This window comes from Acetomicrobium sp. (genome assembly GCF_059026225.1).
Genome location: NZ_JBWQOQ010000001.1, coordinates 71,440 through 96,462 on the forward strand (window position 1 = coordinate 71,440; position 25,023 = coordinate 96,462).

27 protein-coding genes and 1 pseudogene are annotated in these 25,023 nt (G+C 44.5%); 8 read left to right on the plus strand and 20 right to left on the minus strand.

Annotated features, from left to right (window positions below):
• Positions 1 to 643: 643 nt before the first annotated feature.
• Positions 644 to 1,324 (minus strand): GntR family transcriptional regulator, encoded by a 681-nt coding sequence (locus AC5SXE_RS00360; protein ID WP_323720784.1) that lies wholly within the window; start codon positions 1,322 to 1,324, stop codon positions 644 to 646.
• Between the two features lie 247 nt (positions 1,325 to 1,571).
• On the opposite strand from AC5SXE_RS00360, the gene nifS reads away from it, so the two are divergent.
• The 3 genes from nifS to AC5SXE_RS00375 are packed head-to-tail and all read left to right on the plus strand — an operon-like array spanning position 1,572 to position 3,333.
• A complete protein-coding gene (gene nifS / locus AC5SXE_RS00365; protein WP_323720785.1) occupies positions 1,572 to 2,741 on the plus strand; it encodes a cysteine desulfurase NifS in 1,170 nt (389 codons plus the stop codon).
• A gap of 5 nt (positions 2,742 to 2,746) precedes the next feature.
• Positions 2,747 to 3,148 (plus strand): Fe-S cluster assembly scaffold protein NifU, encoded by a 402-nt coding sequence (gene nifU, locus AC5SXE_RS00370; RefSeq protein ID WP_323720786.1) that lies wholly within the window; start codon positions 2,747 to 2,749, stop codon positions 3,146 to 3,148.
• On the plus strand, positions 3,145 to 3,333 hold the full coding sequence (locus AC5SXE_RS00375; protein ID WP_493916280.1) for a hypothetical protein: 189 nt from the start codon (positions 3,145 to 3,147) through the stop codon (positions 3,331 to 3,333). Before nifU ends, AC5SXE_RS00375 begins: the two co-directional genes overlap by 4 nt.
• Before the next feature lie 179 nt (positions 3,334 to 3,512).
• On the opposite strand, the gene AC5SXE_RS00380 is transcribed toward AC5SXE_RS00375, so the two are convergent.
• The 9 genes and pseudogenes from AC5SXE_RS00380 to AC5SXE_RS00420 all read right to left on the minus strand — a co-directional run.
• Positions 3,513 to 4,448: an oxalate oxidoreductase subunit beta gene (locus AC5SXE_RS00380; protein ID WP_323720787.1), complete on the minus strand. Its 936-nt coding sequence runs from the start codon at positions 4,446 to 4,448 to the stop codon at positions 3,513 to 3,515.
• Positions 4,449 to 4,462: 14 nt separating this feature from the next.
• Entirely contained in the window at positions 4,463 to 5,650 is a 1,188-nt protein-coding gene (locus AC5SXE_RS00385) for an oxalate oxidoreductase subunit alpha (protein ID WP_323720788.1), read from the minus strand.
• Positions 5,651 to 5,662: 12 nt separating this feature from the next.
• Positions 5,663 to 6,622 (minus strand): oxalate oxidoreductase subunit delta, encoded by a 960-nt coding sequence (locus AC5SXE_RS00390; protein ID WP_323720789.1) that lies wholly within the window; start codon positions 6,620 to 6,622, stop codon positions 5,663 to 5,665.
• Positions 6,594 to 8,666: an AAA family ATPase gene (locus AC5SXE_RS00395; RefSeq protein WP_323720790.1), complete on the minus strand. Its 2,073-nt coding sequence runs from the start codon at positions 8,664 to 8,666 to the stop codon at positions 6,594 to 6,596. Before AC5SXE_RS00395 ends, AC5SXE_RS00390 begins: the two co-directional genes overlap by 29 nt.
• A 122-nt stretch (positions 8,667 to 8,788) precedes the next feature.
• A complete protein-coding gene (locus AC5SXE_RS00400) occupies positions 8,789 to 8,959 on the minus strand; it encodes a hypothetical protein (protein ID WP_323720791.1) in 171 nt (56 codons plus the stop codon).
• Positions 8,960 to 8,983: 24 nt separating this feature from the next.
• A complete protein-coding gene (locus tag AC5SXE_RS00405) occupies positions 8,984 to 10,600 on the minus strand; it encodes an L-lactate permease (RefSeq protein WP_323720792.1) in 1,617 nt (538 codons plus the stop codon).
• 304 nt (positions 10,601 to 10,904) lie between these two features.
• Positions 10,905 to 11,477, minus strand: coding sequence for a cysteine hydrolase family protein (locus AC5SXE_RS00410; protein ID WP_493916281.1), 573 nt, complete (start codon positions 11,475 to 11,477; stop codon positions 10,905 to 10,907).
• A 72-nt stretch (positions 11,478 to 11,549) separates the two neighbouring features.
• Positions 11,550 to 11,915: a methyltransferase domain-containing protein gene (locus AC5SXE_RS00415; protein WP_493916282.1), complete on the minus strand. Its 366-nt coding sequence runs from the start codon at positions 11,913 to 11,915 to the stop codon at positions 11,550 to 11,552.
• Positions 11,894 to 12,247: pseudogene (locus AC5SXE_RS00420) on the minus strand (class I SAM-dependent methyltransferase); the annotation flags it as partial. The pseudogene AC5SXE_RS00420 and the gene AC5SXE_RS00415, both read right to left, overlap by 22 nt.
• Positions 12,248 to 12,504: 257 nt before the next feature.
• Here AC5SXE_RS00420 and AC5SXE_RS00425 point away from each other — a divergent pair.
• The 5 genes from AC5SXE_RS00425 to AC5SXE_RS00445 are packed head-to-tail and all read left to right on the plus strand — an operon-like array spanning position 12,505 to position 14,445.
• Entirely contained in the window at positions 12,505 to 13,173 is a 669-nt protein-coding gene (locus AC5SXE_RS00425) for a gamma-glutamyltransferase (protein ID WP_493916311.1), read from the plus strand.
• A gap of 16 nt (positions 13,174 to 13,189) precedes the next feature.
• A complete protein-coding gene (locus AC5SXE_RS00430) occupies positions 13,190 to 13,525 on the plus strand; it encodes a gamma-glutamyltransferase (RefSeq protein ID WP_493916283.1) in 336 nt (111 codons plus the stop codon).
• Positions 13,410 to 13,952: a gamma-glutamyltransferase gene (locus AC5SXE_RS00435; protein ID WP_493916284.1), complete on the plus strand. Its 543-nt coding sequence runs from the start codon at positions 13,410 to 13,412 to the stop codon at positions 13,950 to 13,952. Before AC5SXE_RS00430 ends, AC5SXE_RS00435 begins: the two co-directional genes overlap by 116 nt.
• 36 nt (positions 13,953 to 13,988) lie before the next feature.
• Positions 13,989 to 14,246 (plus strand): pyridoxamine 5'-phosphate oxidase family protein, encoded by a 258-nt coding sequence (locus tag AC5SXE_RS00440; RefSeq protein ID WP_493916285.1) that lies wholly within the window; start codon positions 13,989 to 13,991, stop codon positions 14,244 to 14,246.
• A 40-nt stretch (positions 14,247 to 14,286) separates the two neighbouring features.
• A complete protein-coding gene (locus tag AC5SXE_RS00445; protein WP_493916286.1) occupies positions 14,287 to 14,445 on the plus strand; it encodes a pyridoxamine 5'-phosphate oxidase family protein in 159 nt (52 codons plus the stop codon).
• A 113-nt stretch (positions 14,446 to 14,558) separates the two neighbouring features.
• Here the strand turns inward: AC5SXE_RS00445 and AC5SXE_RS00450 are convergent, their stop codons facing one another.
• From AC5SXE_RS00450 to hpf, 10 genes are all read right to left on the minus strand, one after another.
• Complete coding sequence (locus AC5SXE_RS00450) at positions 14,559 to 15,986, minus strand: RtcB family protein (RefSeq protein WP_303884194.1); 1,428 nt, start codon at positions 15,984 to 15,986, stop codon at positions 14,559 to 14,561.
• A gap of 18 nt (positions 15,987 to 16,004) precedes the next feature.
• Positions 16,005 to 16,418, minus strand: a complete 414-nt coding sequence (locus AC5SXE_RS00455; protein ID WP_310846762.1) for an archease — start codon at positions 16,416 to 16,418, stop codon at positions 16,005 to 16,007.
• Positions 16,419 to 17,198: a 5'/3'-nucleotidase SurE gene (gene surE / locus AC5SXE_RS00460; protein ID WP_303884197.1), complete on the minus strand. Its 780-nt coding sequence runs from the start codon at positions 17,196 to 17,198 to the stop codon at positions 16,419 to 16,421.
• Positions 17,199 to 17,231: 33 nt separating this feature from the next.
• Entirely contained in the window at positions 17,232 to 17,834 is a 603-nt protein-coding gene (locus AC5SXE_RS00465; RefSeq protein ID WP_303884262.1) for a site-2 protease family protein, read from the minus strand.
• A gap of 7 nt (positions 17,835 to 17,841) precedes the next feature.
• Positions 17,842 to 20,472 (minus strand): CBS domain-containing protein, encoded by a 2,631-nt coding sequence (locus AC5SXE_RS00470; protein WP_310846764.1) that lies wholly within the window; start codon positions 20,470 to 20,472, stop codon positions 17,842 to 17,844.
• Positions 20,469 to 21,359 carry a dephospho-CoA kinase gene (gene coaE, locus AC5SXE_RS00475; protein ID WP_332635673.1) on the minus strand — a complete coding sequence of 297 codons (891 nt, stop codon included), beginning with the start codon at positions 21,357 to 21,359 and terminating at the stop codon, positions 20,469 to 20,471. The genes AC5SXE_RS00470 and coaE overlap by 4 nt, the downstream gene beginning before the upstream one ends.
• Positions 21,319 to 23,304: an ATP-dependent helicase gene (locus tag AC5SXE_RS00480; protein ID WP_332635672.1), complete on the minus strand. Its 1,986-nt coding sequence runs from the start codon at positions 23,302 to 23,304 to the stop codon at positions 21,319 to 21,321. Before AC5SXE_RS00480 ends, coaE begins: the two co-directional genes overlap by 41 nt.
• 1 nt (position 23,305) lies before the next feature.
• Positions 23,306 to 23,965: a hydrogenase nickel incorporation protein HypB gene (gene hypB, locus AC5SXE_RS00485; RefSeq protein ID WP_433913127.1), complete on the minus strand. Its 660-nt coding sequence runs from the start codon at positions 23,963 to 23,965 to the stop codon at positions 23,306 to 23,308.
• The gene (hypA, locus tag AC5SXE_RS00490; protein WP_310846772.1) at positions 23,943 to 24,311 is read right to left on the minus strand and encodes a hydrogenase maturation nickel metallochaperone HypA; all 369 of its coding nucleotides are present in this window, start codon (positions 24,309 to 24,311) and stop codon (positions 23,943 to 23,945) included. Before hypA ends, hypB begins: the two co-directional genes overlap by 23 nt.
• 98 nt (positions 24,312 to 24,409) lie before the next feature.
• Positions 24,410 to 24,943 (minus strand): ribosome hibernation-promoting factor, HPF/YfiA family, encoded by a 534-nt coding sequence (gene hpf / locus AC5SXE_RS00495; RefSeq protein ID WP_303884208.1) that lies wholly within the window; start codon positions 24,941 to 24,943, stop codon positions 24,410 to 24,412.
• Positions 24,944 to 25,023 lie beyond the last annotated feature (80 nt).

A 25,023-nucleotide genomic window follows, 5' to 3' on the forward strand; every position in this document is an offset into this window, starting at 1 on the left:
GGGCGATTTTACAGAAAAATAAGGACTTGACCCAAAAGTGTTTTTAAAAAAGATTTTGTTATAATTAAAGCCATAGCTAAACATGAAGAAAACGTGTTGCCATTATCGCAGCTCAAAAAGCTTTGCGAGCTCGGCATAACAAAACTTAGAAGAGAATACTGTAACTCGATCCAGGGTGAGGGAAGCTTTATAAACTTAATGATAACAAAGAGGCATCCAAGATCTTGGACCTTATCATTATGAACTCAAGGGCTTCAAACAATCGCTGAGGCCATAAAGCTGGCAAATACACTTTAAAGGTAACGTTAATCAATCCCGAACTGCTTTGACGATAGCAGAACCAGCATATACACAAATACAAAATATACAAAACAAAAACGCAAAGAGACTCAAGAACTACCTTAGGGAGGGGGCATAAATGATAGACTTTCCTATGATGTACAATCCTTTTGGGTTTCTTTATAATATTTCCAACACTACCGTAGCAAAACAGGTCAATTTATAATTCTAGTTAGATCTTGGCGAGACCCTGACGATCACGTCGGGCATTATTTTTTGCTCACTCAGGAACTAAATTTTGTTAAGTCATTGTGATTTTTCACTGATTGCCTCTTTATTCTCTAAGATATTCAGAAACTCACCGTCATATTTGTGAGTCTTTTTGTAGCTCCCTTATATATGCTTCTTTTGATCTTTTGATGTGTTTTCTGGCCCACTCTTCAGCTTTTCTGGAGTTTTTGGAAATTAGCGCTTCCAATATTCTTTTATGTTCTTGGGATGCTTCCGATTTTCTTCCCGGGAATGCATATCCAATGTGGGTATAAGCCTTTATGCAATCTCTTAAATCCATGAGCAGTTGATACAATTTTTTATTTCCAGAAGCTCGATATAACCTTTCATGAAAAAGCATATGAAGTTCTTCTAGCTTGTCATCGTCGTTTATTGCGATGCATTGCTCCATTTCCTCTGCAAGATTTTCAAGATAGATAAGATCCTCTGATGTGGCATTGGTCGCTGCACGGCTGGCAGCCAGCCCTTCAAGGACCTCTCGTACGTCAAACGTATTTATCACTTCCTCTGAGGTTGGTTTGGCCACTATTACCATTTTCCTGGATACTTGAACCGCTAACCCCATTGTTTTCAGGCGCTGTATAGCTTCACGCACCGGTGTGCGCGATACCGCAAGTTTTTCGGCAAGATCACGTTCAATAAGAGGATCACCCGGTTGTAACTCACCACAATGAATGGCGGTCTTAAGCACAACAAATACCTTATCACTTATGTTAGTATCAACTAGTGGTTTTATAACGCTTGCCTTTTCCATGCCACATCTCCCATTTTAAATGAAATAACATAATAACATTGCTATTTGGTGCATTATATACCAAAAGCCAATTATAGTCAAAGGCAAGCCCTTGAAGTGGAACTAAGCATCACGATAGGTCAGTTTCTATTCGCTTCCCTCGGAAAAGTTCCCGGACATTTCCATTTCATTCACTTGACAATCCTCGTCTTAGAAAATAAACTTAACTTAAGTTAGGTCAATCTAATAAAGAGAGGCGATGCAAACAATGAGCCGTTCTGTTTATCTCGACCATTCAGCAACTACGCCAGTTGACCATGATGTGCTAGAGGCTATGATGCCTTATTTTACTTCCGATTTCGGCAATCCGAACAGCCTTCACGCATGGGGCAGAAAGGCACGGAAGGCCATGGACGAAGCAAGAGATCAGGTAGCTCAATTGATAAATGCCGACCCCGCGGAAATAATCTTTACCGGCGGTGGCAGTGAAGCAGACAATCTTGCAATAAAAGGCATAGCTTACGCGCAAAAGGATAAGGGATGTCATATCATAACATCTGCCATAGAACATCATGCAGTCTTAGATACATGCAAATGGCTGGGCAAAGAAGGTTTTGATATCACGATTTTACCGGTAGACAAATATGGAATAGTGAGATTGGATGAGCTCGAGCGAGCCATTCGACCTGATACAATTTTAGTTACTATACAATTCGCAAACAATGAAATAGGCACTATCGAACCGATAGAACAAATAGGAAATATTTGCCACAAACAGGGAGTACTTTTCCACACTGACGCGGTTCAAGCAACGGGGCATCTTCCCATTGACGTAAAAAAACTTCCAATAGATTTGATGACAATGGCTGCACATAAAATGTATGGTCCTAAAGGCGTAGGTGCGTTATATATAAAGAAGGGAGTTAAAATCGCACCTTTGATTCATGGTGGCGGACAAGAGAGAGGGTTGCGTTCTGGAACTGAAAACACTGCCGGAATTATCGGATTCGGCAAAGCCGCAGTTTTGGCCGCGGAAAGGCTTGCGAACAATGAAAACGAGAACGAAAAGCGCCTTCGCGATCGTTTAATTGACGGCATCCTTGAGCGCATCGATAATGTCATTCTGACTGGTCATCGTACTGAGCGTCTTCCCTTTCATACAAGTTTCTGCTTTCGCTACATTGAAGGGGAATCCATGATTTTGCGCCTTGATGCATTGGGAATAGGAGCAAGCAGCGGTTCTGCCTGTACGTCTGGGAGCTTAGAGCCAAGCCATGTGCTCCTTGCCATAGGATTGCCACATGAGGTTGCTCATGGGTCCTTAAGGCTGACTTTAGGAAAAGATACAAGCGATGAAGATATAGATTACGTTTTGGAAAACCTGCCGAAAGTGGTAGAGTCTTTAAGAGCCATGTCTCCTCTTGGCAAAAGGGGGTAGTAAATATGTATTCTCAAAAAGTGATAGATCTTTTCATGAACCCTAAAAACGTCGGACGTATAGATGATGCAGATGGAGTCGGTGAAGTTGGCAATCCCGTTTGCGGGGATATCATGAAGATATATTTAAAAATAGAAAATGATCGTATTGTAGACGTCAAATTCGAGACTTTCGGCTGTGCTGCCGCCATAGCTACCAGTTCAATGGTGACGGAAATGGTAAAGGGTAAAACTCTTCAAGAAGCCCTCAAGATCACCAATAAGGACGTAGCTGAGGCACTGGATGGGCTTCCGCCTCAAAAACTTCACTGCTCTCTGTTGGCCGAAGAAGGAATCAAGGCGGCCATAGAAGATTATTTGGCAAAGAAGAGGGAATCAGAGAAAGAAGAAAGCGGCGCGAGAGCATGAACACGGGGATAGTATGGGCAGTTTGCATTTCCGATCAAAAAGGAACGATAAAGCATGATATTGGGGAAGCCTTGCTCCTCACTACGGGAGATTGCATAATGCCTAAAAAGGGGATACTTTGCTCCGTTATAAAAGGCGATATGGTGAAAAAAGGAGACACTGTAAGGAAAATATCAAATAAATAAGCAATATGTCGACCTAAAAGGCTTTTGAAAATATTTCAATCAGCTTATATCTATATAATGGCATTGTATTCGAATCAAAAACATAAAGGCGGATCTTTATGCATAAAGATCCGCCTTTTAACTATCCTAGCACTAATCGATGCGCAATTGGCAATGCAATCCCATATATGTACGATAGTCTATGATAGTGCAGCTATTTCTATCTCTATTGACTTGACCTTTTGATCAACGAAATTCTGGATTTTTTCGATATGTTCAGGTTTTAAGTGCTTGAACCTTCCCTGCAGCTTAAGGAATTCGTCAACGGGTTTGCGCTCCTTAGGCATGTAGGACATCTTGTACTTGCCATCTTCAAGCTCATATAGTTGGAACATGCCTGTATCCAAAGCAAGTTTTGCCATTTCAATGGTTTGGCTTGAAGGGAACTGCCATCCCTTCGGGCAAGGAGCTTGGATGTGCAAATAAGCCGGACCCTCTGCATTAAGGCCTTTTCTAACTTTATTGAAAAGATCCACCGGGAAAGCGGGAGAGGCAGTGGCCAAATACTTGAGCTCCGGATGCCCATGAGCTATCATCCGGGCATTGTCCTTTGGCCATAGCCTTTTGCCTTCAGGTATCGCGGGGCCCGAGGGAGTAAAGGTAGTAACTGCTCCCCAAGGGGTGGTCGGTGAAGTCTGAATGCCTGTATTAGCGTAAGATTCATTGTCATAGCATACGAAAAGTACATCATGTCCGCGGTAAATCATGCCCGAAAGAGCTTGCAATCCGATATCGCTAGAGCCTCCATCCCCAGCCATGACTATTACATGCGGACGCTCACCCGTATATTTGCCCTTTCTCATCATGGCCTTATAGGCTGCTTCTATACCCGAAGCCACTCCTCCGCCATTTGTAATTTGGGCATGGATCCAAGGCACCGCCCAAGGACCGCAACCATAGCTTGTGTTTGCAACGTACATACAACCGGTAGGCCCGACGAAGATGGTATTTGGGCCTGCGGCCTTCGCCACCAATCTATACACCAACGCAGGACCACATCCTGCACACGTCCTATGTCCAGGGACGTAGTATTCTTCCTTAGGCATATCACGAAGCGTCTTTATAGTCTCCAACATCACCTTCACCTCCTTTAAAGCTCGTACGGGAGCCAGTAAGAATCTCTTTCGACCTTGCCCGTTTTTGCAATTTCTTTAAGCTTAGCGTACATCTTATAGAACTCTTCCATGGTGATGACTTCGCCGCCAAGTCCACCGACAAAGCCAACCGTCTTCGTTTTATCTCCCAATCCGTATAGGGCAGTCCTGGCTTCACTCAGCAATACTCCTCCGTCGCCTGCAATGCCATAGTTAACTGAATTATCCACTACGCCCACGGCTTTGAACCTGGATAAAACATCTCGCACGATTTCCGTCGGGAAAGGCCTGAAGGTGCGCAATTGCACAACGCCCACTTTTTCTCCGTGATTTCGAAGTTTTAATGCAACGTTTCTAGCTGTAACTGAATGAGCTCCCTGAATGAAAATGACAACTTCAGCGTCATCGGTCATATGTTCTTCGACAAAAGGACTGTACTTGCGACCAAATATTTCTCCGAATTCTTTGTAGGCTTCTGCTATTACCTTTCTGGCTTCTTGAACAGCCAAGTACCGTTGATATTGGAGAGGTGGTCCCATCTCAGGTTCTATCTGAGCGCCTATTATCATCGGATCGTAAATGTTGAGCGAATGTTTGTTCTTATAGGGTGGCAAAAATTCCTTTACTTGACCTTCGTCTGGGATTTCCACTTCACCGGCAATATGGGAGACAAAGTAACCATCTTGACAAGCATACTGAGGGAGCAACACTCTGGGATCTTCGCCAATTCGGTAATACAATAACGTCAAGTCAAGTGCTTCTTGCGGAGTAGCCGCCCATCCCTGGATCCAGCATTGATCTCGGCATGATTCGGCCTCTGTATGCTCAGAACCAAAGTCTCCGGGAGGATCAAGCGTCCTGTCCGCAATCGCCATATGAACAGGCAGTCTTGTTCCTGAAATGGGAGAATACACCTCCATGGCGTATGTTACTCCCACTCCGGAGCTTCCAGTAAATGTCCTGGCGCCAGCAGCCGATGCTCCATACACTATGCTGAGCTGGGCGTGTTCGCCATCAGCATGGATAAACTCGGCGTCCAGTTCGCCATCAGCTATCATCCTTGCTAATTCGGACATTATGCCCGTATAGGGCCTTATTGGATACGATGTAATCACGTCCACATCTGCAAGCCTTACGGCTTCGGCAGTGGCTACAACTCCAGATATAAGCCTCTTTTTTACCATAGATCTCACCTCCTAATCCTCAAAATCCAGTTCTGGGACCATGGTTATTGCTTTAGTCGGACATACTGATGCGCAAATGCCACATCCCTTGCAATATTTCAAATTAGTGAAATCCATAGCCTCAGGTGTCTTGTAAACTACAACTGAATCGGGGCAATTCACCCAACATAGCAAACAGTTAGTACAACGTTCTTTAGACCATACAGGACGTTCGCTCCTCCAATTACCCGTTATCCTCTTTTCGTTTTCCTTGTCAACGGAAGGAACGGTACCGGCAAAAGGAAGGTCTTCTGGTCCCAATGGCTTCTTAGGAGCCGGCTTAAACTCTGGGAAGGTCGTATTTACTGTCACTAGGCGAACTTCATCATAACCATATCGGCAAGCCTGCTGGTTCTGAACGGAGGAAAACACGTTCTCGGGCTTAACGATGGATCTTGCCTTGACAACGGCTCCGGCTAAAACGGCTCCAACACCAACACCTATTCCTGACGCATCGGTTGCGCCTTCGGCTCCGGAAAGTGTTTGCACGTGCCCGGCAACTTCAGTCGCATCGATGCACCCGATCGTTCCAAGGTAGGTCGTGTCCTTTAAGAACTTCAAAATGTATTCCGGGTCTCTTTTAGTGTTGACTATTAACACACCACCCGGCTTCATGCCTTCCAGGACGTCATTTCCCTTTACTAGAGCCTCATTAGTCAAGACCACAATGTCTGGGTGTTCATTTTCGTACACATATTTGCTCAACAGCGGCTCATCGCTAATTCTGGCGTATGCACGAACAGGGACGCCAACTCTATCGGGAAGATCAACGTAGTTTTCCCATGCTTGAACGTATTTGCCTTCTTTGGATCCAGCGTTAGCAAGCGCGAAAACGACATCCCTGGCATCCTTATTCTCGATAACACCTCGAGCCCAAGTCGTGATCTGAATAAGGCTCGGTTCCTCAAACAACTTCTTGACATCGAGATTCATTAAATTGCACCTCCCGTCTGTAATCGATCTCTTTCAAGACAGCCAATACTTCCTTATTCGTCAAGACACCACCTCCCTCGTCTAAGATTTTTTTGGAAAGAACCCTATGGCAAGCTTTTTCGATGATAGCTTTTAAGTCAGCACCGGTCAGGCCTTCCGTAACCTCTGCCAAATACTCAACCGACACTTCGTGATTGGGTAGATCCTTAAGTATGATTTCTAAAATTTCTTTTCTCTCTTCAAGGGTAGGTATATTGAAGGTGAACATTTCGGTTAATCTGTTAGAAGAAATGAGAGATTGGTCAATTCCTTTAAGGGAGTTTGCTATCGCAATGATCACATTATTTACTTCTTTATTTGCATCAAGCTCCATAATTAGCTGGTTAGTAAATCTGCCTCCAAGGGTTTGAACAGTGCCATCTATTCGATCGAAGAGCAGCACACAAGGAGAAACTCTTTTAGCCAGCTTAAATACGTCGCTTATTGACTGTTCAATGCTTATTTTGTGGGATATTAGCATGGGAGGGGTTATATGTATGAGGTTAAGACCAGCTTCTTTCGCGATAGCATTTGCCATCAATGATTTGCCAACGCCTGAAGGACCTAAGAAAAATATAAATCTTGCCTTTTTTAAACCAAAATTTTCATATTCCTCGCTATGTTGCAGTGGCATTTTAATAAGCTCCAAAAGACTTTTCTTGATATCGTTTAAACCGCCTATATTTTCGAATCCGATTGAAGGAACTTCCACGACCATTTTTCTAAGTGCAGAGGGTTCAATTGCCTTTAAAGCGTTTTCAAAATCTTCTTTGGTGACAATAACGTCTCCAACTTCATGCCTGTCCATATAACGCCCGAGGGCGCGCATGCCTGCTTCTTTACAAAGTTGAGCAAGATCAGCTCCTGTGTACCCATGTGTCAGGTACGCAATTTTTTTGAGATCGACGTCAGGTGCCAAGCTCATCCCTCTTGTATGAATCTTTAGTATTTCTTCTCTTCCTCGCGTGCCTGGAACCCCTATAAAGATTTCCCTGTCAAATCGGCCTGGCCTTCGCAAAGCGGGATCCAATAATTCGGGCATGTTTGAAGCGCCTATGACTATTACGTCACCTCGAGATTTCAGACCATCCATCAAAGAAAGGAGCTGTGCCACAACCCTTTTTTCTACGTCACCGATAACTTCTGAGCGCTTGGGAGCAACGGCATCCAACTCATCAATGAAGATTATCGCCGGCGAGTTCTTCCTGGCCTCGTCGAAAATCTCTCTTAACCTCGCTTCGCTTTCTCCGTAATACTTGCTCATAATTTCAGGGCCGTTAATTGCTATAAAATAAGCCCTGGAATCGGACGCAACGGCACGTGCTATCAAAGTTTTGCCCGTACCAGGAGGCCCGTAGAGCAAAATACCCTTGGGCGGTTCGATACCCACTTTTCTGAAAAGATCAGGACGTGTGAGCGGAAGTTCGACGAGTTCTCTTACCTTTTTTACTTCCTCATCCAAACCTCCTATATCTTCATAACTCACGCGATCTCTTTTAGAATCCAAAGTCTGATCTACCAAAATGATGGTGGTGTCTTTTGTAACAAGTCCTATCTCTACTGGAGGCGCCATACCCTGTACTCTCAAAGCAATAGCACTTCCACCATAAAGCACGACCGGAACTTTATTTGAAATAATGACGGCACGACCCAACAAGTGTCTTTTAAGCTCCTCTTGTGAAGGTATTTCATCCGGAGCAAGCCCTCCCTTATCCAACATGACCGTCTTCAGGGGAGTAGGTTCTATTTTTTCTACTTCAACTGGGTCTCCAAGGCTGACCCCTAAATTCTCTCGAGCTATGCTGTCAACTTGAATCAAACGGGCTCCTCGAAAATTTGTCGGGCAAGGAAAGACCTTTAAAGCCACTTGCGATTTTCCTTTAATTAAGAGGAAATCACCACTCTGAACTCCAAGGTTTTTCATATCCTCGGGATCCATTCTGGCTATGTCTTTTCCCTTATCTTCCGGCAAGCCCTCTGCAACATAAAAATAATGTTTATTCACCTTTTTATCCCTTCTTGTATCCTTCTCGTATTCATTTCACGTATTTGGAATACGGTATGCCAATCCTTGCTCAAAGATAACCCATTTTTTCATTCACGTCAAGTTCAATATTGATATTTAGATTACCCTTTAAAAATGGGAATTAGCATTGACACAACGAGAACAAGATATCCGACCACTTCCAAGGCTACGTTCTCCTTGATGACTGCCGGATACAGCAAAAGAGGAGGTGCAATAAGCATTCCGAGAAGCGCGAATCCGAGTAGCGTCGGACTGGACTTTTTGCCGCTCATTATAAATCTCCCTCCCTTTTTATCCTAATAAACATGCCTGCATAATATAAACAACATGACCCAGGCCACAATTCCCAGGATCAATGCTAAGGTAACGCAATATTTTAATGTTTTACCTATGACTTCTCCTTCGCGTCCGGTTAGCCCAACTGTAGAAGTGCCCACTATAACTTTAGATGGAGCCAACATGCTGCCTATGGAACCGCCTGCAGTTTGAGCAGCGGCACTGATTAAAGTACTGATGCCGAGGATATTTGCCACTTGCACCTGAAAAGCTCCAAACATCACGTTGGAATTGGTGTTACTTCCTGTCATAAATGCTCCAAGTACCCCGACTAAAGGAATAAAGATAGGATATATAGAACCCAATGCATCAGCTACACCTTTTGCCAACATGTAAGTCATACCAGATTCGACCATTATAAAAGCCATGAGGACCATGGAAGTCGTAGCGATACTGGAGTTAACCCCTCCTTTTACAACTTTGGACAGAAGTTTTTTAAACATGCCCGCTTTCCAAATACCTTTAGCACGATATATTAGTATGCCAATAAAAGATGCATAAAAAAGAAACGCGCCTGCATGAGAGAAAATACCGACACTTGTAGAAGATCCAGCAGGCGTAACCCAACCAAGTCCTGTGGAGTATTCTCCAAATTTAAGCTTGAGAACTAATAAATGTTTTAGCCAATCTTCAACACCGGGCACAAACTTAACAAACAAAACAATGATGATCAGGGAATAATACGGAGCAAAGGCAAGGTTGAAGGGCATCTTTTTTTCCACTACCTTGCCCTTTACAGTTACTGGATTTGAAGTTAAGCGTCCTGTAGAGGCCGACGCTTCTATAGCAGCCTTGGTATTGTATATCTTAACCCTTGACAAGACGGCAGTAACAACCATTCCAATGATCCCGGACAAGAAAGTGGCCAATGTTGGTTCCCATTGAGTTATAAACCAAAGCGAGATAGACATCGATAGGGAGACTACGAGTGTAGGTACAATTCCTTGACGCAGAGCTTTTGTGCCCCCGTAAGCATGGACCGCAAACATTCCGCAAAATATTCCTGCTAAAGCGATAAATAATCCGCACCAAGGAGCTAAGTCAGCTGCAGACAACCCCGTAGCCTGCTGCAAACTTGCAAAAGAAGCAGCCATATCACCGAAAGTAACTGCCCATGCATGCCCGATTAGCGCTACAGCTACAGCGCTGACGGGATCAAATCCCATACCGATTAACAAAGGCGCTCCCACAGCTACGGGAACGCCAAACCCTGCAACTCCTTGTAAAAAGGTAACAAAGGCAAAACCAATCATTAAAAGCTGCAATATTTTGTTCTTCGTCATTGCCATAAAGGTGGCACCAATACTTTCTATTCCTCCAGTTATATCTACAACATTATAAAGCAATAAAGCACCCCATACAATGTACAATACATAAAATGCCATTACAAACCCCTTTGCATTGGAATTTGCCAACAAATGAAAGTTCGCTTTAAATACCAGAACAGCAACCGCGAGTGCGACGAAAAAACCTGTCGGTCCCGCTTTTGAAGCACTCCATTTAAACCCCACCATCAAGACGAGAATGGCCAATATGGGAAGAGACGCACAAATCCACATAAAAAAATTTACTTGCATCTGTTAACCCCCTCTCCTTAGTGGATTTTAATTGCAAGAATTGGAATACCATATACTGCATTCCTATTGTTTATATGACTTACCACTTTTAATTTCTTATGTCAAGAGACTAATAAGAAATTAAAATAAAATAAATACACAAGAACGCTTCGCATGGTATCGTATATATCTCGTTAATTTGGCTTTCTTAAGATGATTATCAACTGGCATGCCGATTATATTGAGGCTTTCCAAGGGAAATTAAAAAAATAAGAGGGTGCTGGGAACACCCTCAATCCATTGAACTCATTTGCTTTATGTCCTATTACGCTCTACTTTCTAATTTTGCTTTCAATACGTTGTTTCTAATTTTTTCTACTAAATCGTCTTTCGGTGGATTGGGCAAACTTTTAATGAACTCCTCTACCGTCATCAACTTAACGCCGATGTTTTTCATATCGTTGAGATTTGCTTCGTGAACCTCTGAAGTACTAGCTCCCGTCCCATCGGTAAGTACGATCACTTCGTAATCAAGCGAGTTAGCGTCCCAGACTGTACCTCTGATGCAATTAGGCGTTTGAACTCCCGTGACGACGACCTGATCCACATCAAGGCGTTTTAAAAGGTTGTCTAGTTCGGTCTGAAAGAAAGCGCTCCATCGCCTCTTGCAAATTAGATATTCGCCATCTATGGGTTTAAGTTCATCGACAATTTCTCCACCCTTCGTTCCTTCGATCAAGGCCCCGCCAACCTGTACAAACTTATCGTACCTGGTAATTTCAACGTCGCTTCCGTTGGGCCGGTAATAGCGGAATACGTGTACAACGGGCAGCCCGTATTTACGGCAAGCTTGCAAGGCCTCCCGTATCTTTTTTGCCACCTCCATCGCGCCTTTCACTTCAAAGGGCGCTCCCTGGCAAACAAAAATCATTTTGCATGTCGATAATTAAAAAAGCAGTATGACCCATTCTCACTCTTGCTCCTTTCTTTTTTGTAAAGGCTTATAAGACACGGCACAAAGGAACCCTCCATCTGTCCTGCCCTGCCTTTGAGCTTCTTCTTCCAGCGCCAATGCATCTTCCTCGTTCTCGAAATTAAAATCCGGAGGCACAAACAAAACAGCTTTACCTTGTACGCCTTCTCCAGGCATGGCAGCTAAAAACTCGTCTAGCGTGAGGAAATGGGCATATTTGAAGACACTAGTCGAGTCTTTTTTTGCCTTTTCTTCATAGTACCTGCACCAAGTACTGTTTCCTCCTATAATCCCTATCACCAAACGTCCTCCAGGCTTTAAAACGCGATAGGCTTCCTTCAAGGCCTCGCTTAGATCAGGCACGAACTCCAACGCGGATAGCGAAACAACCGCATCAAAGGTCTCGTCATCAAAGGGCAGGTTGTGAACATCAGCACAATAAAATTCGATATGCAGAGGTTTTCTTTCTTGGCCTTCTCGCGCGCCTTAACCAGCATGGCTTCCGAAATATCGACGCCTGTGACTTCAGCTCCCAATTTTGCTAATTCCAAAGAAAGATTTCCCGTTCCACACCCTATGTCTAAGATCTTCATTCCCGGTTGGGGCTTTAAGAATTCGTATATGACTTCTTTTTCGATCCTGTCTACCAGCATACCTTTTGGCGTCTTGTACCAATCGTCATAGGTTTCCGCCATTTGAACGTCAAAAATATCGGGCAAATTGCATCACTCCCTTTTTCGAATATTAGTTTATACTAGTTTAAATATAACATGCGAGGTGATTTTCATGTGGTTTGATCCTTATTCACATAAATATCCGTCAAGGCGAAACCTCGTATTCGCCAAAAAGGGAGCGGTAGCAACTGGTCAACCTTTAGCAGCTGAGGCTGGGCTTGAGATTTTAAAGAAAGGGCGGGAATGCCGTAGACGCGGCAGTAGCTACAGCTGCATGTCTGACCGTTGTAGAACCGGCTTCTAACGGCATAGGCGGAGATGCTTTTTGTATAGCTTGCATTGACAATAAATTATACGGCCTAAATTCCAGTGGCCCTGCATCAAAAAATATTTCCATCGAAAAACTAAAAAGCGAGGGATACGATGAAATTCCCCCCATCGGTTGGCCCGCCGTTACCGTCCCCGGCGTACCCGCAGCCTGGGCGACTTTGGTAAAGCGCTTTGGCAAATTGCCTTTGAACGAAGTTTTAAAACCAGCTATTCAATATGCCAAGGAAGGTTATCCCCTTTCCCCGGAATTGACGAAAAACTGGAAAAGACGTTTTGAGTGGTACCAAAAGATCGCAAAAGACGACGTATTTCGGCACTGGTTTGAGACCTTTGCACCCCTTGGACGAGCTCCCTTTCCCGGAGAGATTTGGAGATGTGAGGCAATGGCAAATACCCTACAAGAAATAGGAGATACTTGGGCGGATTCATTTTATAGGGGTTTGCTAGCGGAAAAAATCGTGCGTTTCTCTCGCCAAACCGGCGGTTATTTCGACTTAAACGATTTTGAATCCTTCGAGCCCAAATGGGTAGAGCCACTGCATATTAACTACAGGGGTATAGATGTATGGGAACTTCCTCCTAACGGACAGGGTCTTGTAGCACTCGATTGCCCTTAATATCCTCAAAAGGACTTTGAGATGGTCAACAAAGAAGACCCCAGAGTCGTACCACCTTCAAATAGAGGCCATTAAGCTGGCCTTCGCCGATGGTTTATCACTTATAGGAGACCCCAACTATTCTCATATACCCATAGCCGAGCTGTTATCCGAAGAATACGGTCAGAAAAGGAGAACTGAAATAAGCGAAAGAGCTAAGATTTATGGTCCGGGCATAGTTCCCAGAAAGCAATACAGTGTACCTTGCTACAGCCGACGAAGAAGGCAACATGGTTTCTTACATTCAAAGCAACTACATGGGATTCGGGTCCGGTCTTGTGGTACCGGGCACCGGGATTGCATTACACAATAGAGGACATTGTTTCGTCTTAGACCCTAAACACCCTAACGCCCTTGCCCCCCAAAAGCGCCCTTATCACACGATCATTCCGGGATTTTTAACAAAAAACGAATTGGCCATCGGGCCCTTTGGAATCATGGGAGGATATATGCAACCTCAAGCTCATGTACAGGTTCTGGCAAATTTACTGGATTTCCATCTTAACCCTCAAGAAGCCCTGGATGCCCCGCGTTGGCAGTGGATAAAAGACGATATAGTTTCAGTCGAATATGGAATATCTGAAAATGTTGCTACAGCCTTATCTCGAATGGGACACGCCATAGAAGTAGAATTGGGACATCACTCCTTTGGTAGAGGTCAAATAATATGGAAGACCGAGCACGGGACTTACTGCTGTGCTACAGAACCTCGAACTGACGGACACATTGCCGTTTGGTAACCAAACCTTTCAGGTGTAAGGCGGGGAGGGACTGCTTTGAGAAGGAAAGAACGCGAAATAACCGATACAAAACAGATAGAAGAAATCTTAAAAGAGGGGGAAGTTTGTTATTTGGCTCTTTGCAAAGAAAACGAACCATACGTAGTGCCCATGCATTACGCATGGCAAAGCGGATATCTTTATCTTCATTCTGCTCGAGATGGGAAAAAGGTCGAATTCGCCAAACAAAACCCACGTGTTTCATTTTGCGTGGTTCCACGAGTGGAAAATAATAGAAGGATCAAGATCATGTAATTGGACAACTCATTATCGCAGTGTTATAGGATCGGGTATCGTGGAATTTGTCGAAGATGAAGCCGAAAAAACAAAGGCTCTTGAAACCTTTATGGGACACTACACTTCTGAGCGATTTGAATTTTCCAAGGCCATGTTGGATCGCGTATTGGTCTGGAAAATTAAGGTCGACGAGCTAACAGGAAAGAAAAATCCTTAAGTTCCTTAAGTAAGGGCTAGAAATATGAATTTAAAAGACGAGGCCAATGAAAGCCATTCTTTGGCCTCGTCTCTGTATTTCTTAAATGCGATTATTCAATGATTTTACGCACTTTAACCTTTGATGACCGCTAGAGGACGTACTCGGGCAATTTTTCTGCTTATTCCCGCTTTTTCAACGACATCTACAACGCGCGATACGTCCTTATAAGCCTCTGGAATTTCTTCTCTTACAGTCCTTATTTGTTCGGCCATAACTTTTATGCCCTTTTCTTCAAGCCTTTTTAAAACAGTATCCGCTTGTTCGTCTTTCATGGCGGACCTTCTGCTCATCACCCTTCCTGCGCCATGGCATGTTGAAGCAAAACACTCTTCCATTCCCCTCTTTGTTCCAACCAGGATATAGCTTTCCGTGCCCATACTGCCCGGTATTATCACCGGTTGTCCAACTTGACGAAACTTTTCAGGTAAAGACGGATGTCCAGGAGGGAATGCTCTGGTTGCGCCCTTTCTGTGAACACACACGTCCATGAGCTTGCCGTCAACTTCATGTTTTTCGATATGGGCTATATTATGACTAACGTCGTAAAGAAGCTTCAAGTCAGTTTTTGGGAAAAACCTGCTAAATACATCCCTTACAAGTTGGCCTATTACCTCTCTATTGGCCAAGCCATAATTTGCTGCAGCCTGCATGGCACCTAAGTAGCTTTTCGCCTCTTCTGATTTTAAAGGTGCACAGCATAATTGTCGATCGGGAACGCTTATGCCGTACTTGTTCATTGCCCTAAGCATGACCTTTATGTAATCATCGCATACCTGGTGTCCCAGCCCTCGGCTGCCACAGTGAATCATCACCGTGACTTGTCCCAAATTTAAGCCGAGTTGCCTTGCTACATTTTCATCATAAACTTCATCTATAACCTGGATCTCAAGGAAGTGGTTACCGCTACCCAAAGTACCTAGTTGAGGCTTGCCTCTTTCCAGTGCCTTCCTTGAGACGGCACTTGGATCAGCGTGAGGAAGCTTGCCTCCATCTTCTATGCATTCAAGGTCCTCCCGTTCGCCGTATCCTTTTTTAACGGCCCATGCAGCCCCATGCTTTAGCACTTCTAACAGCTCGGCCTCGCTTATTTTCAAGGCTCCCTTGGAACCTACACCGCAGGGCACCTTGGAAAATATCGCAGCCGCTAACTCGTCTATGCGGGATGCCACTTCATCCTCATCTAAAAAAGTCAACATCACCCTAACGCCGCAGGATATGTCGTAACCAACCCCTCCAGGGGAAATGATTCCCTCTTCCATAGAAAAGGCTGCAACTCCACCTATAGGAAACCCGTATCCCCAGTGAATGTCTGGCATAGCGTAGCTGTGCTTTAAAATTCCGGGCAAGCATGCCACGTTTGCAACTTGCTCCAAAGCTCCTTCCTCTTCCAAACCCTGGATTATGTAGGAGTCTCCGTATATGAGCCCTGTGACTCTCATCCCGGCCTTGAAATCCTTTTCCAACATCCACCTGACGTGATCCAATCTCTTTAACGCCATAGTGGAAACACCTCCTTTTTACAGGTCGAGATACACTCTAAATTTCCATATTGGTTCACTCTTGATCTCGGCACCTCCGTAAGTCACGGCCTTAACTGCCCTTACGGGGCGAGGCGCATCTTGCAGTGCTCCCCTCGCAAGAAGCTTAACACCCTGCAAGTCAATTTCTACATTCTCGGGCAAAAATATCTTCCCTTTAACCTCATATATAAAAAGAAGTTCATTCAGCCAAGACACGAAAAGCTCGAGTAGATCGATGCAATCAAGTTCTACAACGTATTCTTCGCCAGACTGTGACTTTGAAGTTTCCAAAAATTCGCCGAATATAAAAGAATACAGCGCCTTGGCCGATTCCGTTATCAGACTCTCGGCGTCTGAAGCTTTTATTTCTAAGCCGGCATCCGCAGTATGAGGCAACTCCACCCACGGCATTTATAACATCACTTCCTCCAGTCCTTCATTCTTCAATTTTTGCAAAGAAGGGTAATGAGTCATGTCCAAATGCACCGGCGTAATCGAAACATAGCCATTTGCCACTGCCCAAACGTCGGTACCCTCAATGAGTTGATCTGCCGGTTTGCCTGCTATCCAATAATAGACTCTGCCATGCGGGTCTCGTAATTTACTGACCTTTCCCTCGTATATTCTAAGGCCTTTTTTAGTGACCTTAAGCCCAGAAATGGCTTTTGCATCTTTATTCGGAATATTGACGTTTAAAAGCAACCCTTTACCCAAGGGATGACTTTGAAGCCACTGGATTAATTTCAGCGAAACCATACCAGCGGTACTGAAATTAGCGCTTTCTTCGTCTTCACAGTCCAGAGAAAAGGCTATAGAAGGGCGTCCGAGCACTACCCCTTCCATAGCAGCTGCAACAGTCCCGGAATATGTTAGATCATCGCCCAAATTTGGACCAATGTTTATTCCCGAACATACAAGTTCTACGGAAGGATCTAACTCTTCGAGTCCGAGCACTACGCTGTCAGCAGGCGTCCCATTGCAAGCGTAAACAACAATTCCTGACGGATAGGGACCATTGCTCACTTGCCACAATCTCAAGGGACGATGCAAGGTTAGGGCGTGCCCTCCGCTGCTATGCTGTCTCTCGGGAGCTACGACGATGACCTCATGCCCTCCACTTTGCAAAAAGGTGGCTAAAACTATTATCCCACGGGAAAGAACACCATCATCATTGGTGACTAATATTCTCATATTAAACCTCTTATAAAAATAAGTTTCAATTTATTATAACATGATCCGAAATATAGCCATGATCACGGGCGTCATAATCGCTTGAATAACGCCCAGCATAACTAAAACCAGTATTATCAAAACGCCGTACCGTTCAAGATAAAGATAAACCTTCATTGCCTTAGGGGGCAAAAAGACGTAAAGGATCCTTGAGCCATCAAGGGGTGGTATGGGAAGCAAATTAAATACCGCTAGCCCTACGTTGATCATGATCATGAGTAATATAAATCTTGAAAGGGCAAAATTCCTAAAAAATATGGCGGGAAACAACCTGACGATCAAGGCACAAACGATAGCCGTGATTAAGTTGCCAGCAGCACCGGCAAGCGAGACAAGGGCAAGATCTCTTCTTGGGTTTTTAAAGTTCCTAGTGCTGATGGGTACGGGCTTTGCCCAACCAAATCGAAATATGAGAAGCATGAGCGCTCCGATGGGGTCTAAGTGCGCTAAAGGGTTCAAAGTGAGACGCCCCGATTTCAAGGGGGTATCATCGCCCAATTTATAGGCCACATAACCGTGGCAATATTCGTGAAAAGTGATGGCCCACAATACGGCCGGCAAGCTCAACAGAAGATCTACCCAGTTTGGAAATCCCATCATATCTTTACCCTTTCTTTAAAGCATACAACGGATAGCGCTTTTTCACCCATTTGATTTCGTCCTCCCTAGTTTCAACTTCCCCTCTAAGTCGAGCCCGTAAAAGCTCGTCTAGTATCTTTCCAATTATGGGACCTTTGGGATAGCCTAACTCTACCAAATCTCTTCCCATAAGTATAGGATGTACTCTGTGAAGCCGCGTCAGAAACAGCAAAATTCTCCTCCTAACGCGCCATTGTTCCGTAGCTGCAGCCCAAAAGAGTGCAGTCACATAAGGGACATCTGCCAAGAAAAGATAAATCTCATCGTGGCTTCTCATGCCCCGTCCTCCAATGGCGTTTTCCGCGGTTCCAAGATCATCTAAAGCCTTTTCTATAATCTCTCTGTCCAATTTGGACAAATGAAGTTTATCAAGCGTCGCGTTTTGCACCCATTCTACCGATGAAAAAATTATCGCCGCCAGAAAGGCCAACCAAACCTTTTCTTCCATATGGGGCAAATCGTAGCGAAGGCGGCGCATAAAGAAAGACAATCTGCGGACAATTCGAAGGCAATTGCGATCTATCTTAATCCCAGGGAACAAAGCTTCAAAGATCCCAAGTCGTACCATTTCAAGCACGATTGGATAAACCTTCTCCTCAAGAAAGATCAGTTTGAGCTCATTTTTAACTCTGGTACCAGAAAGTAGCCCTAGCAATCCACCTTTGACAGCACTCATTATTAACCTGTAGGTGTTATCCTCGAATTCAAAACCAAGCCTGTGTTTTAACCTAAGACCTCTCAAAACTCGAGTGGGATCTTCAACGAAACTTAAATTATGCAAAACGCGCAACTGTCTTTCCTGAAGGTCTCGCCGTCCACCAAAATAATCGATCAATGTGCCCCATGAAGTTTCGTTAATAGATATGGCCATGGAATTGACCGTAAAATCCCTCCTGTAAAGATCATGTTTCAGGCTATCGCCTACAACCTTGGGCAGTGCAACGGGATATTCGTAAAATTCTCTGCGAGCTGTGGCGACATCAACTTTCTTATTCCCAGGAAAAACTATTGTTCCTGTCCTATAGCGCTCATGCACAGCGACCGTGCAGCCATCGGTTTCCCACGATTTGATAAAAGAGATCGCGTCGCCCTCAATTACGATGTCCAGGTCTTGGTTTTCCTTGCCCAATAATAAGTCCCTCACAAAACCACCCACAACGTAGGCCTTAAGTGACATTTCTTCTGCGCGCTTACCTAAGCGCCTGAGGGTCTGGGTAATCCACGGCGATAGTCTTTGCGCCATGAGCTCTGAAACATCTTCTGTCCAAGGAAGAACGGACCCCAGAGACCTTTCCTCAGGGGGCACAGAAATGGGATAAAGTGCCCGAAGTAAGTCAGTCCTGGTTATAATGCCCACAAGCAAGCCGTTTTCTTTAACGGGCAGGCGACCTATGTTGTGAAATACCATCAGCCTATGGGCCTCTGAAACAGACGCTTCAGGATGAACGGTGATGACTCCTTCGGTCATAAATTCCCGCACTTTGGCACTGCCAAAGCCATGAAGATGTGCCTTATCCAGGTCTTTACGGGTTATGATGCCTATGAGATTGCCATCTTGAACAATGGGCAATCCCGAATGACCGTAGCGAATCATGAGCTTATAAGCCTCATCCACCTGAAGATCAGGATCTATGGCCATTACGGGGCTTGTCATAACGCTGGCCACCGTCAAAAGGGGCTTGATATCTCGGGCTAACTTATCTTCGACTTCCTTTATTAAAATATAAGGATTGGTACGTTCAAGTGTCACTGATGCGGCCTGAGGATGTCCTCCCCCTCCCCACTGCGCCAAAAAGTCGGACACATTTAAGATTTCCTCTTTGCTTCTTGCAACTATATAGGTTCTTTGCCCCATGGAAACGACGCATACAGCAACATCTGCGTCAAAGTAGTCGCGCAAGCGATGCGCAAATAAAGATAAGCCCTCAACGTATCGAGTTGCGTTTAAGGCAGATAGGACAACTTTAGCCCCATTTATGTACCTTTCCCATGAATTGTCTATAAGTTCGTTTAATAACTGCTTCTCGGCCGACGTGAGGGATTGCTCAACGAAAATGGGAATTTGGGTCATATCGGCTCCTAATTCCCTTAATGTGGCGATAATTTCGTAATCTTTCCTGCAAGTACTTCCAAAGGTCAAAGCTCCCGAATCTTCATATATACCCATGGCAAAAAGAGTAGCCTCGTGAGGGGAGATTGCTATCCCTCTTTCCAGAATGACCTCAACGAGCAAAGTCGTACATGCCCCTAGGACTTCCACCCTGCTATAAGAAGCTGGCAACTCATCTAATACGTCGCCGGGATGGTGATCATATACATGAATCGTCACGTCTTTTTTTCCAACAAGTGCCGCGAAGGGTCCTATGCGCGACGCAGAACGGGTATCTACGACTATCAAGGTCGTAACCTCGTCCATCTTTACCTTGCGGGGGGTTAGAACTTTATATCTGCTCTGATAGCGTTTTAAGTAGTCCCTGACGTTTCTCGATGCCGAGCCCGAAAAGCAGGGAACCGCTCCCGGATATAACTTTGCAGCAGCTATCATGCTCGCGAGCGAATCAAAATCCGCTCCGATGTGAGTAGTGATTACCTTCAAATACCCAAAACCCCCTTAAGCCACAGCAAAGCTTTGGGGTTCACCCATTTCAAGGGATGAACCAGAATAACAGGTGTGTCATAGCTGTGCTTTTCCAAGATAGTTTTTCTTAAGGGATATAATCTGCATTGAAGAGTTTTAAGACTGACCTCCCATTCCTCTTCATCTTCAACATTTTCTTGCCATAGATAGATGCTTCTTGCGGGATGGATGTTGGCACACGCGGCTAGCTTGTTTTCAATGCATTCTCTTGCAATATTAACGGCTTCTTCTTCTCCTCCACAGGTTACTGAAACCATTATTGGATAGGCAAGCTTTAAAAGAAGATCTCCCAAGGCATCTACCTTTTCCCTCAAAGATTGCAGGTCACCGTCGTTTTCTATAACCCAATCTGACATTTTCTTTTTTTCCTCGGCCGGCAAAAGCCACCTTTCCCTCAAGGCTATGGCCTTTTCGTCTAAACCTCTTATAAGGTTTCTTTTTGATCTTGCTTCTTTAGAAGCGGTCACGTAAACCACAAAGTCTACCCACTCAGGTTTGCCAACCTCAAAAAGTAAAGGTATCTCAAAAACTTTTAGGCCATTATCGCCCGATAACGCCTTTTCCATCTCCACCATGACCGAAGGATGAATCAGTTCGCACAACCATTTATACTCCGTCTCGTCATAAAAAGCCTTAGAGGCCACGACATGTGGTAGTATGCGATCATTTTCATCCAATATATCCTTCCCCCAGCGTTTGCTTGCCGCCTCTATTATTTCGGGCCTTGTCCATATTTGCCTTACTATCTTGTCAGCATCTACAACAACGGCTCCCATCCTTTCAAGCAAGCTACTGACGGTGCTTTTACCTGCTCCAATATCTCCAGTTAGCCCTATGACCAACATCAGTCAACACCTCTTCATCTAAAGCCATATCGTAAACTCTCTTATAGCACTCGGGGATTTCCTCTAAAAACCTCGAAAAGGCATTATACTGCAAGTTGCCAAACAGCATTCTTCTTTGAGCGCCTGTTAAATACAACCTTTCCATGGCACGAGTCATCCCCACATAACATAATCTTCTTTCTTCTTCCAGCTCCGAGTCATCCATTTTTGCCCTCGCGTGAGGGAAAATGTTTTCTTCCAACCCGACCAGAAAAACGATGGGGAACTCAAGTCCCTTAGCTGCGTGAAGTGTAAGCAGGTTTACCCTGCTATCCTCGATTTCTTCTACGTCCGCATCAGAATAAAGAGCGATCATCGATAAAAACTTGGCCAAATCGCCACCTTCCACGCTTACCGAAAGAAGCTCGTGCACGTTTTCGACCCTGGACTCCCAGTCGTCGGGATATTTCTCCCTCAGATATAAACCATATCCCATTTCGTCCATTATGAAATATATGACTTCTTTAATTTCGCTTGAGCGCAACAATATTTGAACCATATAATCTGCTATCTCTTTGGCACCTGCTTTTGCTCTGCCCTTGAGCGGCACATCTTTGGCTAAAGAAAGTTCCTTCCATAGATCTAAGGGATTCGCATATTGCAAGGATGTGCTCGCGATGAAATTTTCCAGCGCCGCCAAACTCTTTATACCAAGACCCCTGGCAGGCACGTTTCCTATCCTATGCAATGCGGCACCATCGGCCGGATTAACTGCCAGCCTCATGTAAGATAAGACGTCTTTCACTTCCCTTCTTTCATAGAAGGAAACGCCTCTTACGATCCTGTAGGGAATGCCACTACTTATGAGGTTCTGTTCGTAGCTTCGGCTCATGGCATTGATCCTATAAAGTACAGCTATATCATCGTAAGAATATCCCGAATGACACAGCTTTCTGATTTCGTCAGCTATAAATTGCGCTTCGAGGCGGTCGCTTCCTGCCAAATATACCATGACAGGGGTGCCTCTTTGATTTGCAGTCCACAGATCTTTAGGTCTTCTTTCAGCATTATGCTTGATCACTGCGTTTGCAGCATCAAGGATCATGCCAGTGGACCTATAATTTTGATCAAGGGTGATCACCTTAGCTCCGGGAAAATCGTGCTCGAAGTTCATTATTATGGACATATTAGCCCCACGCCATCCGTAAATGGACTGATCGGGATCGCCTACAACCATAATGTTGCCAGATTTGGCCAGCATCTTGATAAGCTTATACTGAGGCGGATTTACGTCTTGATATTCGTCAACGAGTACCCACTTGAAACGTGCTCGCTCCTTTGCAAGCACTCTTTCATTCACGCTGAACAAGTGTAGGGGCAAAAGAAGCAAATCATCGAAGTCAACTGCCCCCTGCCTTCGAAGTTCCTCGTTGTAGGCATCGTAAAATTCTCGCCACCTCGTCTCAAGCGTAACATCCGATAAAAGCGATTTCGGATCGGCATTTGCCTTAGCCCTTGAGATCATATCCAGGATAAATATCGCGTCAAACCGCTTTTTGTCAATATTGAAATCCCTCATTAGCTTTTCCACTACCTTTTTAGAATCGCCTTTATCGAAAACTGTAAAAGGAACCTTTATCCCAACATCTTGGGTCTCCTTCGAATAGCGATAAAGAAGTTCCACGCCATAGGAATGAAAAGTCGAAATATGTAAATTTTTAAAACTTGATCCCAAAAGGCTTTGAACCCTGTCTTTCATCTCTTTGGCAGCCTTATTGGTAAAGGTAACCGCTAAAATCTGCCATGGCGAGGCAAGGCCGGAGGCAACCAGGTAGGCGAACTTGTAGGTCAACACCCTCGTCTTCCCGCTTCCGGCACCAGCTAAAACCAAAAGAGGGCCCTTGTCGTATAAAACTGCTTCCCTTTGTTTTGGGTTCAAATGAGAAAGAAGCTCTTCAACTTGCAACTTAATTTCCCCTTACCTCGTTTAACCAATCCTTTATGGAATTAACTAATTCATCCACACCTTTGTCTTCCAGCGCTGCGAGTTCAAACTTCGACGCCTTCGGATTTAGCTTTTTTACGTCATTCCAGAAAGTTGATTTATCAAACTTTATAAAGGGCAGTAGGTCCACCTTTGTAAGCAGCACAGCCCTCGCCTTGTGAAATAATGAGGGATATTTGAGGGGCTTGTCGTCACCTTCGGGAACGCTTGAAATGGCCATTTTAAAGGATTCACCCAGGTCAAACTCCGCTGGGCATACCAAATTTCCGACATTTTCGACGAAAAGGACATCTATATCATCAATCGGTATATCCTGCAAGGCTTTCCTCACTAAATGGGCCTCCAGGTGACATCCTCCCTGGGTATTTATCTGAACTACCGGCGTTCCTGTAGCGGCAATGCGTTCAGCATCCTTAGATGTTGCAACGTCCCCCTCTATAACTGCGCATCTCAAATCCAATGCTGGCAATAACTTCTCCAGCACTGTAGTCTTGCCCGATCCGGGAGAACCTATCATGTTTATCATCAATATTCCCTTTTCACGCATTATGTTCCTAATAAAAGAAGCGTGTTCTTCGTCCGCCGCCATCACGGACTTTTTAATGTTCACGAGCTTTGGCATGTTTTACTTCCACCTCCAAGTTAGTCAACTCAAGTTCCATTCCACCTAAGACGTTTACATCGATAGAACCACACTCAGGACACAAACCTAAAAACTCCTTGTCATTCCATATATGGCCACAACCTTCACACTTAACGCGCAAAGGAACTTCTTCCATCTCAAGTATTGCACCTTCCATTATGGTGCCCTTTGAAGCTACGTTAAAGCAGAACTCAAGTATATCAGGCACAATTTGACGCATAACTCCTACCCTTAGCCGCACACGAGTAACAGCTTCCCAGTTTTGTTCTTGAGCCATTTTAGTTATTTGTTCCATCAACGCCTCTACAATAGACATTTCATGCATATGACTGCACCTACCAGTTCGATTTTATACCAAAATTAAGGGGGGCTGATCGCCCCCTTAGGTGAATTTTAAATTGTCGGCTCTAAAGTCCACATTTACTATTCGGGTTCGATCAAACCATAGCCTCCACTTTTTCTTCTGTAAACCACGTTTATCAATCCCGTGTCGGCATTTCTGAAGACGAAGAAGTCATGACCAAGCAGGTTCATCTGCAATGTTGCCTCTTCTGGTGTCATAGCCTTAATGGGTACTCGTTTTCTTCTTTCAAAAAATATAGCTTCCTCCTCTACGGGACGAGTATCAGCAGGTTCTAATCCGAAGGAAATATCGTGAGTTTTTAGTTGAACTCTGTCTTGGAGATAGGATTTGTGACGCTTGATTTGCCTCTCGATATTTTTTAACGCTTTGTCAAAGGCTTTGCGGATATCGGGAGCATAATCCTCACCCCTCATTATGACACCATTGACATCTGAAGTTATCTCAACTACATGCATTCCGCGGGTGTAACTGACAACAACTTGGGTGTCCAAAATACGATCAAAGAATTTCTCAAGCTTGGATAGTTTCGACTCCATATAGGCCTTAGATGTGTCCGAAATATTAACATTGCGCGTGACAAACCTTATATCCATCAATATCGCCTCCAGTCATTTCCGGTGCAATGGTAAGCTTATTTTACCACGTATGATCGTTTTCCTCGAGCGGATAGGGC

What these genes read in the sequence shown, in the direction of transcription:
- nifS (WP_323720785.1), top strand. Translation starts at nt 1,572, where the DNA reads ATGAGCCGTTCTGTTTATCTCGACCATTCAGCAACTACGCCAGTTGAC.
- AC5SXE_RS00455 (WP_310846762.1), bottom strand. Translation starts at nt 16,418, where the DNA reads ATGCCGTGGGTGGAGTTGCCTCATACTGCGGATGCCGGCTTAGAAATA.
- AC5SXE_RS00385 (WP_323720788.1), bottom strand. Translation starts at nt 5,650, where the DNA reads ATGGTAAAAAAGAGGCTTATATCTGGAGTTGTAGCCACTGCCGAAGCC.
- coaE (WP_332635673.1), bottom strand. Translation starts at nt 21,359, where the DNA reads ATGTTGGTCATAGGGCTAACTGGAGATATTGGAGCAGGTAAAAGCACC.
- hypA (WP_310846772.1), bottom strand. Translation starts at nt 24,311, where the DNA reads ATGCATGAAATGTCTATTGTAGAGGCGTTGATGGAACAAATAACTAAA.
- AC5SXE_RS00390 (WP_323720789.1), bottom strand. Translation starts at nt 6,622, where the DNA reads ATGAATCTCGATGTCAAGAAGTTGTTTGAGGAACCGAGCCTTATTCAG.
- AC5SXE_RS00400 (WP_323720791.1), bottom strand. Translation starts at nt 8,959, where the DNA reads ATGAGCGGCAAAAAGTCCAGTCCGACGCTACTCGGATTCGCGCTTCTC.
- hypB (WP_433913127.1), bottom strand. Translation starts at nt 23,965, where the DNA reads ATGCCAAAGCTCGTGAACATTAAAAAGTCCGTGATGGCGGCGGACGAA.
- AC5SXE_RS00405 (WP_323720792.1), bottom strand. Translation starts at nt 10,600, where the DNA reads ATGCAAGTAAATTTTTTTATGTGGATTTGTGCGTCTCTTCCCATATTG.
- AC5SXE_RS00450 (WP_303884194.1), bottom strand. Translation starts at nt 15,986, where the DNA reads ATGGCGTTAAAGAGATTGGATCACGTCAGGTGGATGTTGGAAAAGGAT.
- AC5SXE_RS00375 (WP_493916280.1), top strand. Translation starts at nt 3,145, where the DNA reads ATGAACACGGGGATAGTATGGGCAGTTTGCATTTCCGATCAAAAAGGA.
- AC5SXE_RS00380 (WP_323720787.1), bottom strand. Translation starts at nt 4,448, where the DNA reads ATGTTGGAGACTATAAAGACGCTTCGTGATATGCCTAAGGAAGAATAC.
- AC5SXE_RS00360 (WP_323720784.1), bottom strand. Translation starts at nt 1,324, where the DNA reads ATGGAAAAGGCAAGCGTTATAAAACCACTAGTTGATACTAACATAAGT.
- nifU (WP_323720786.1), top strand. Translation starts at nt 2,747, where the DNA reads ATGTATTCTCAAAAAGTGATAGATCTTTTCATGAACCCTAAAAACGTC.
- surE (WP_303884197.1), bottom strand. Translation starts at nt 17,198, where the DNA reads ATGAGAATATTAGTCACCAATGATGATGGTGTTCTTTCCCGTGGGATA.
- hpf (WP_303884208.1), bottom strand. Translation starts at nt 24,943, where the DNA reads ATGGATATAAGGTTTGTCACGCGCAATGTTAATATTTCGGACACATCT.
- AC5SXE_RS00465 (WP_303884262.1), bottom strand. Translation starts at nt 17,834, where the DNA reads ATGGGATTTCCAAACTGGGTAGATCTTCTGTTGAGCTTGCCGGCCGTA.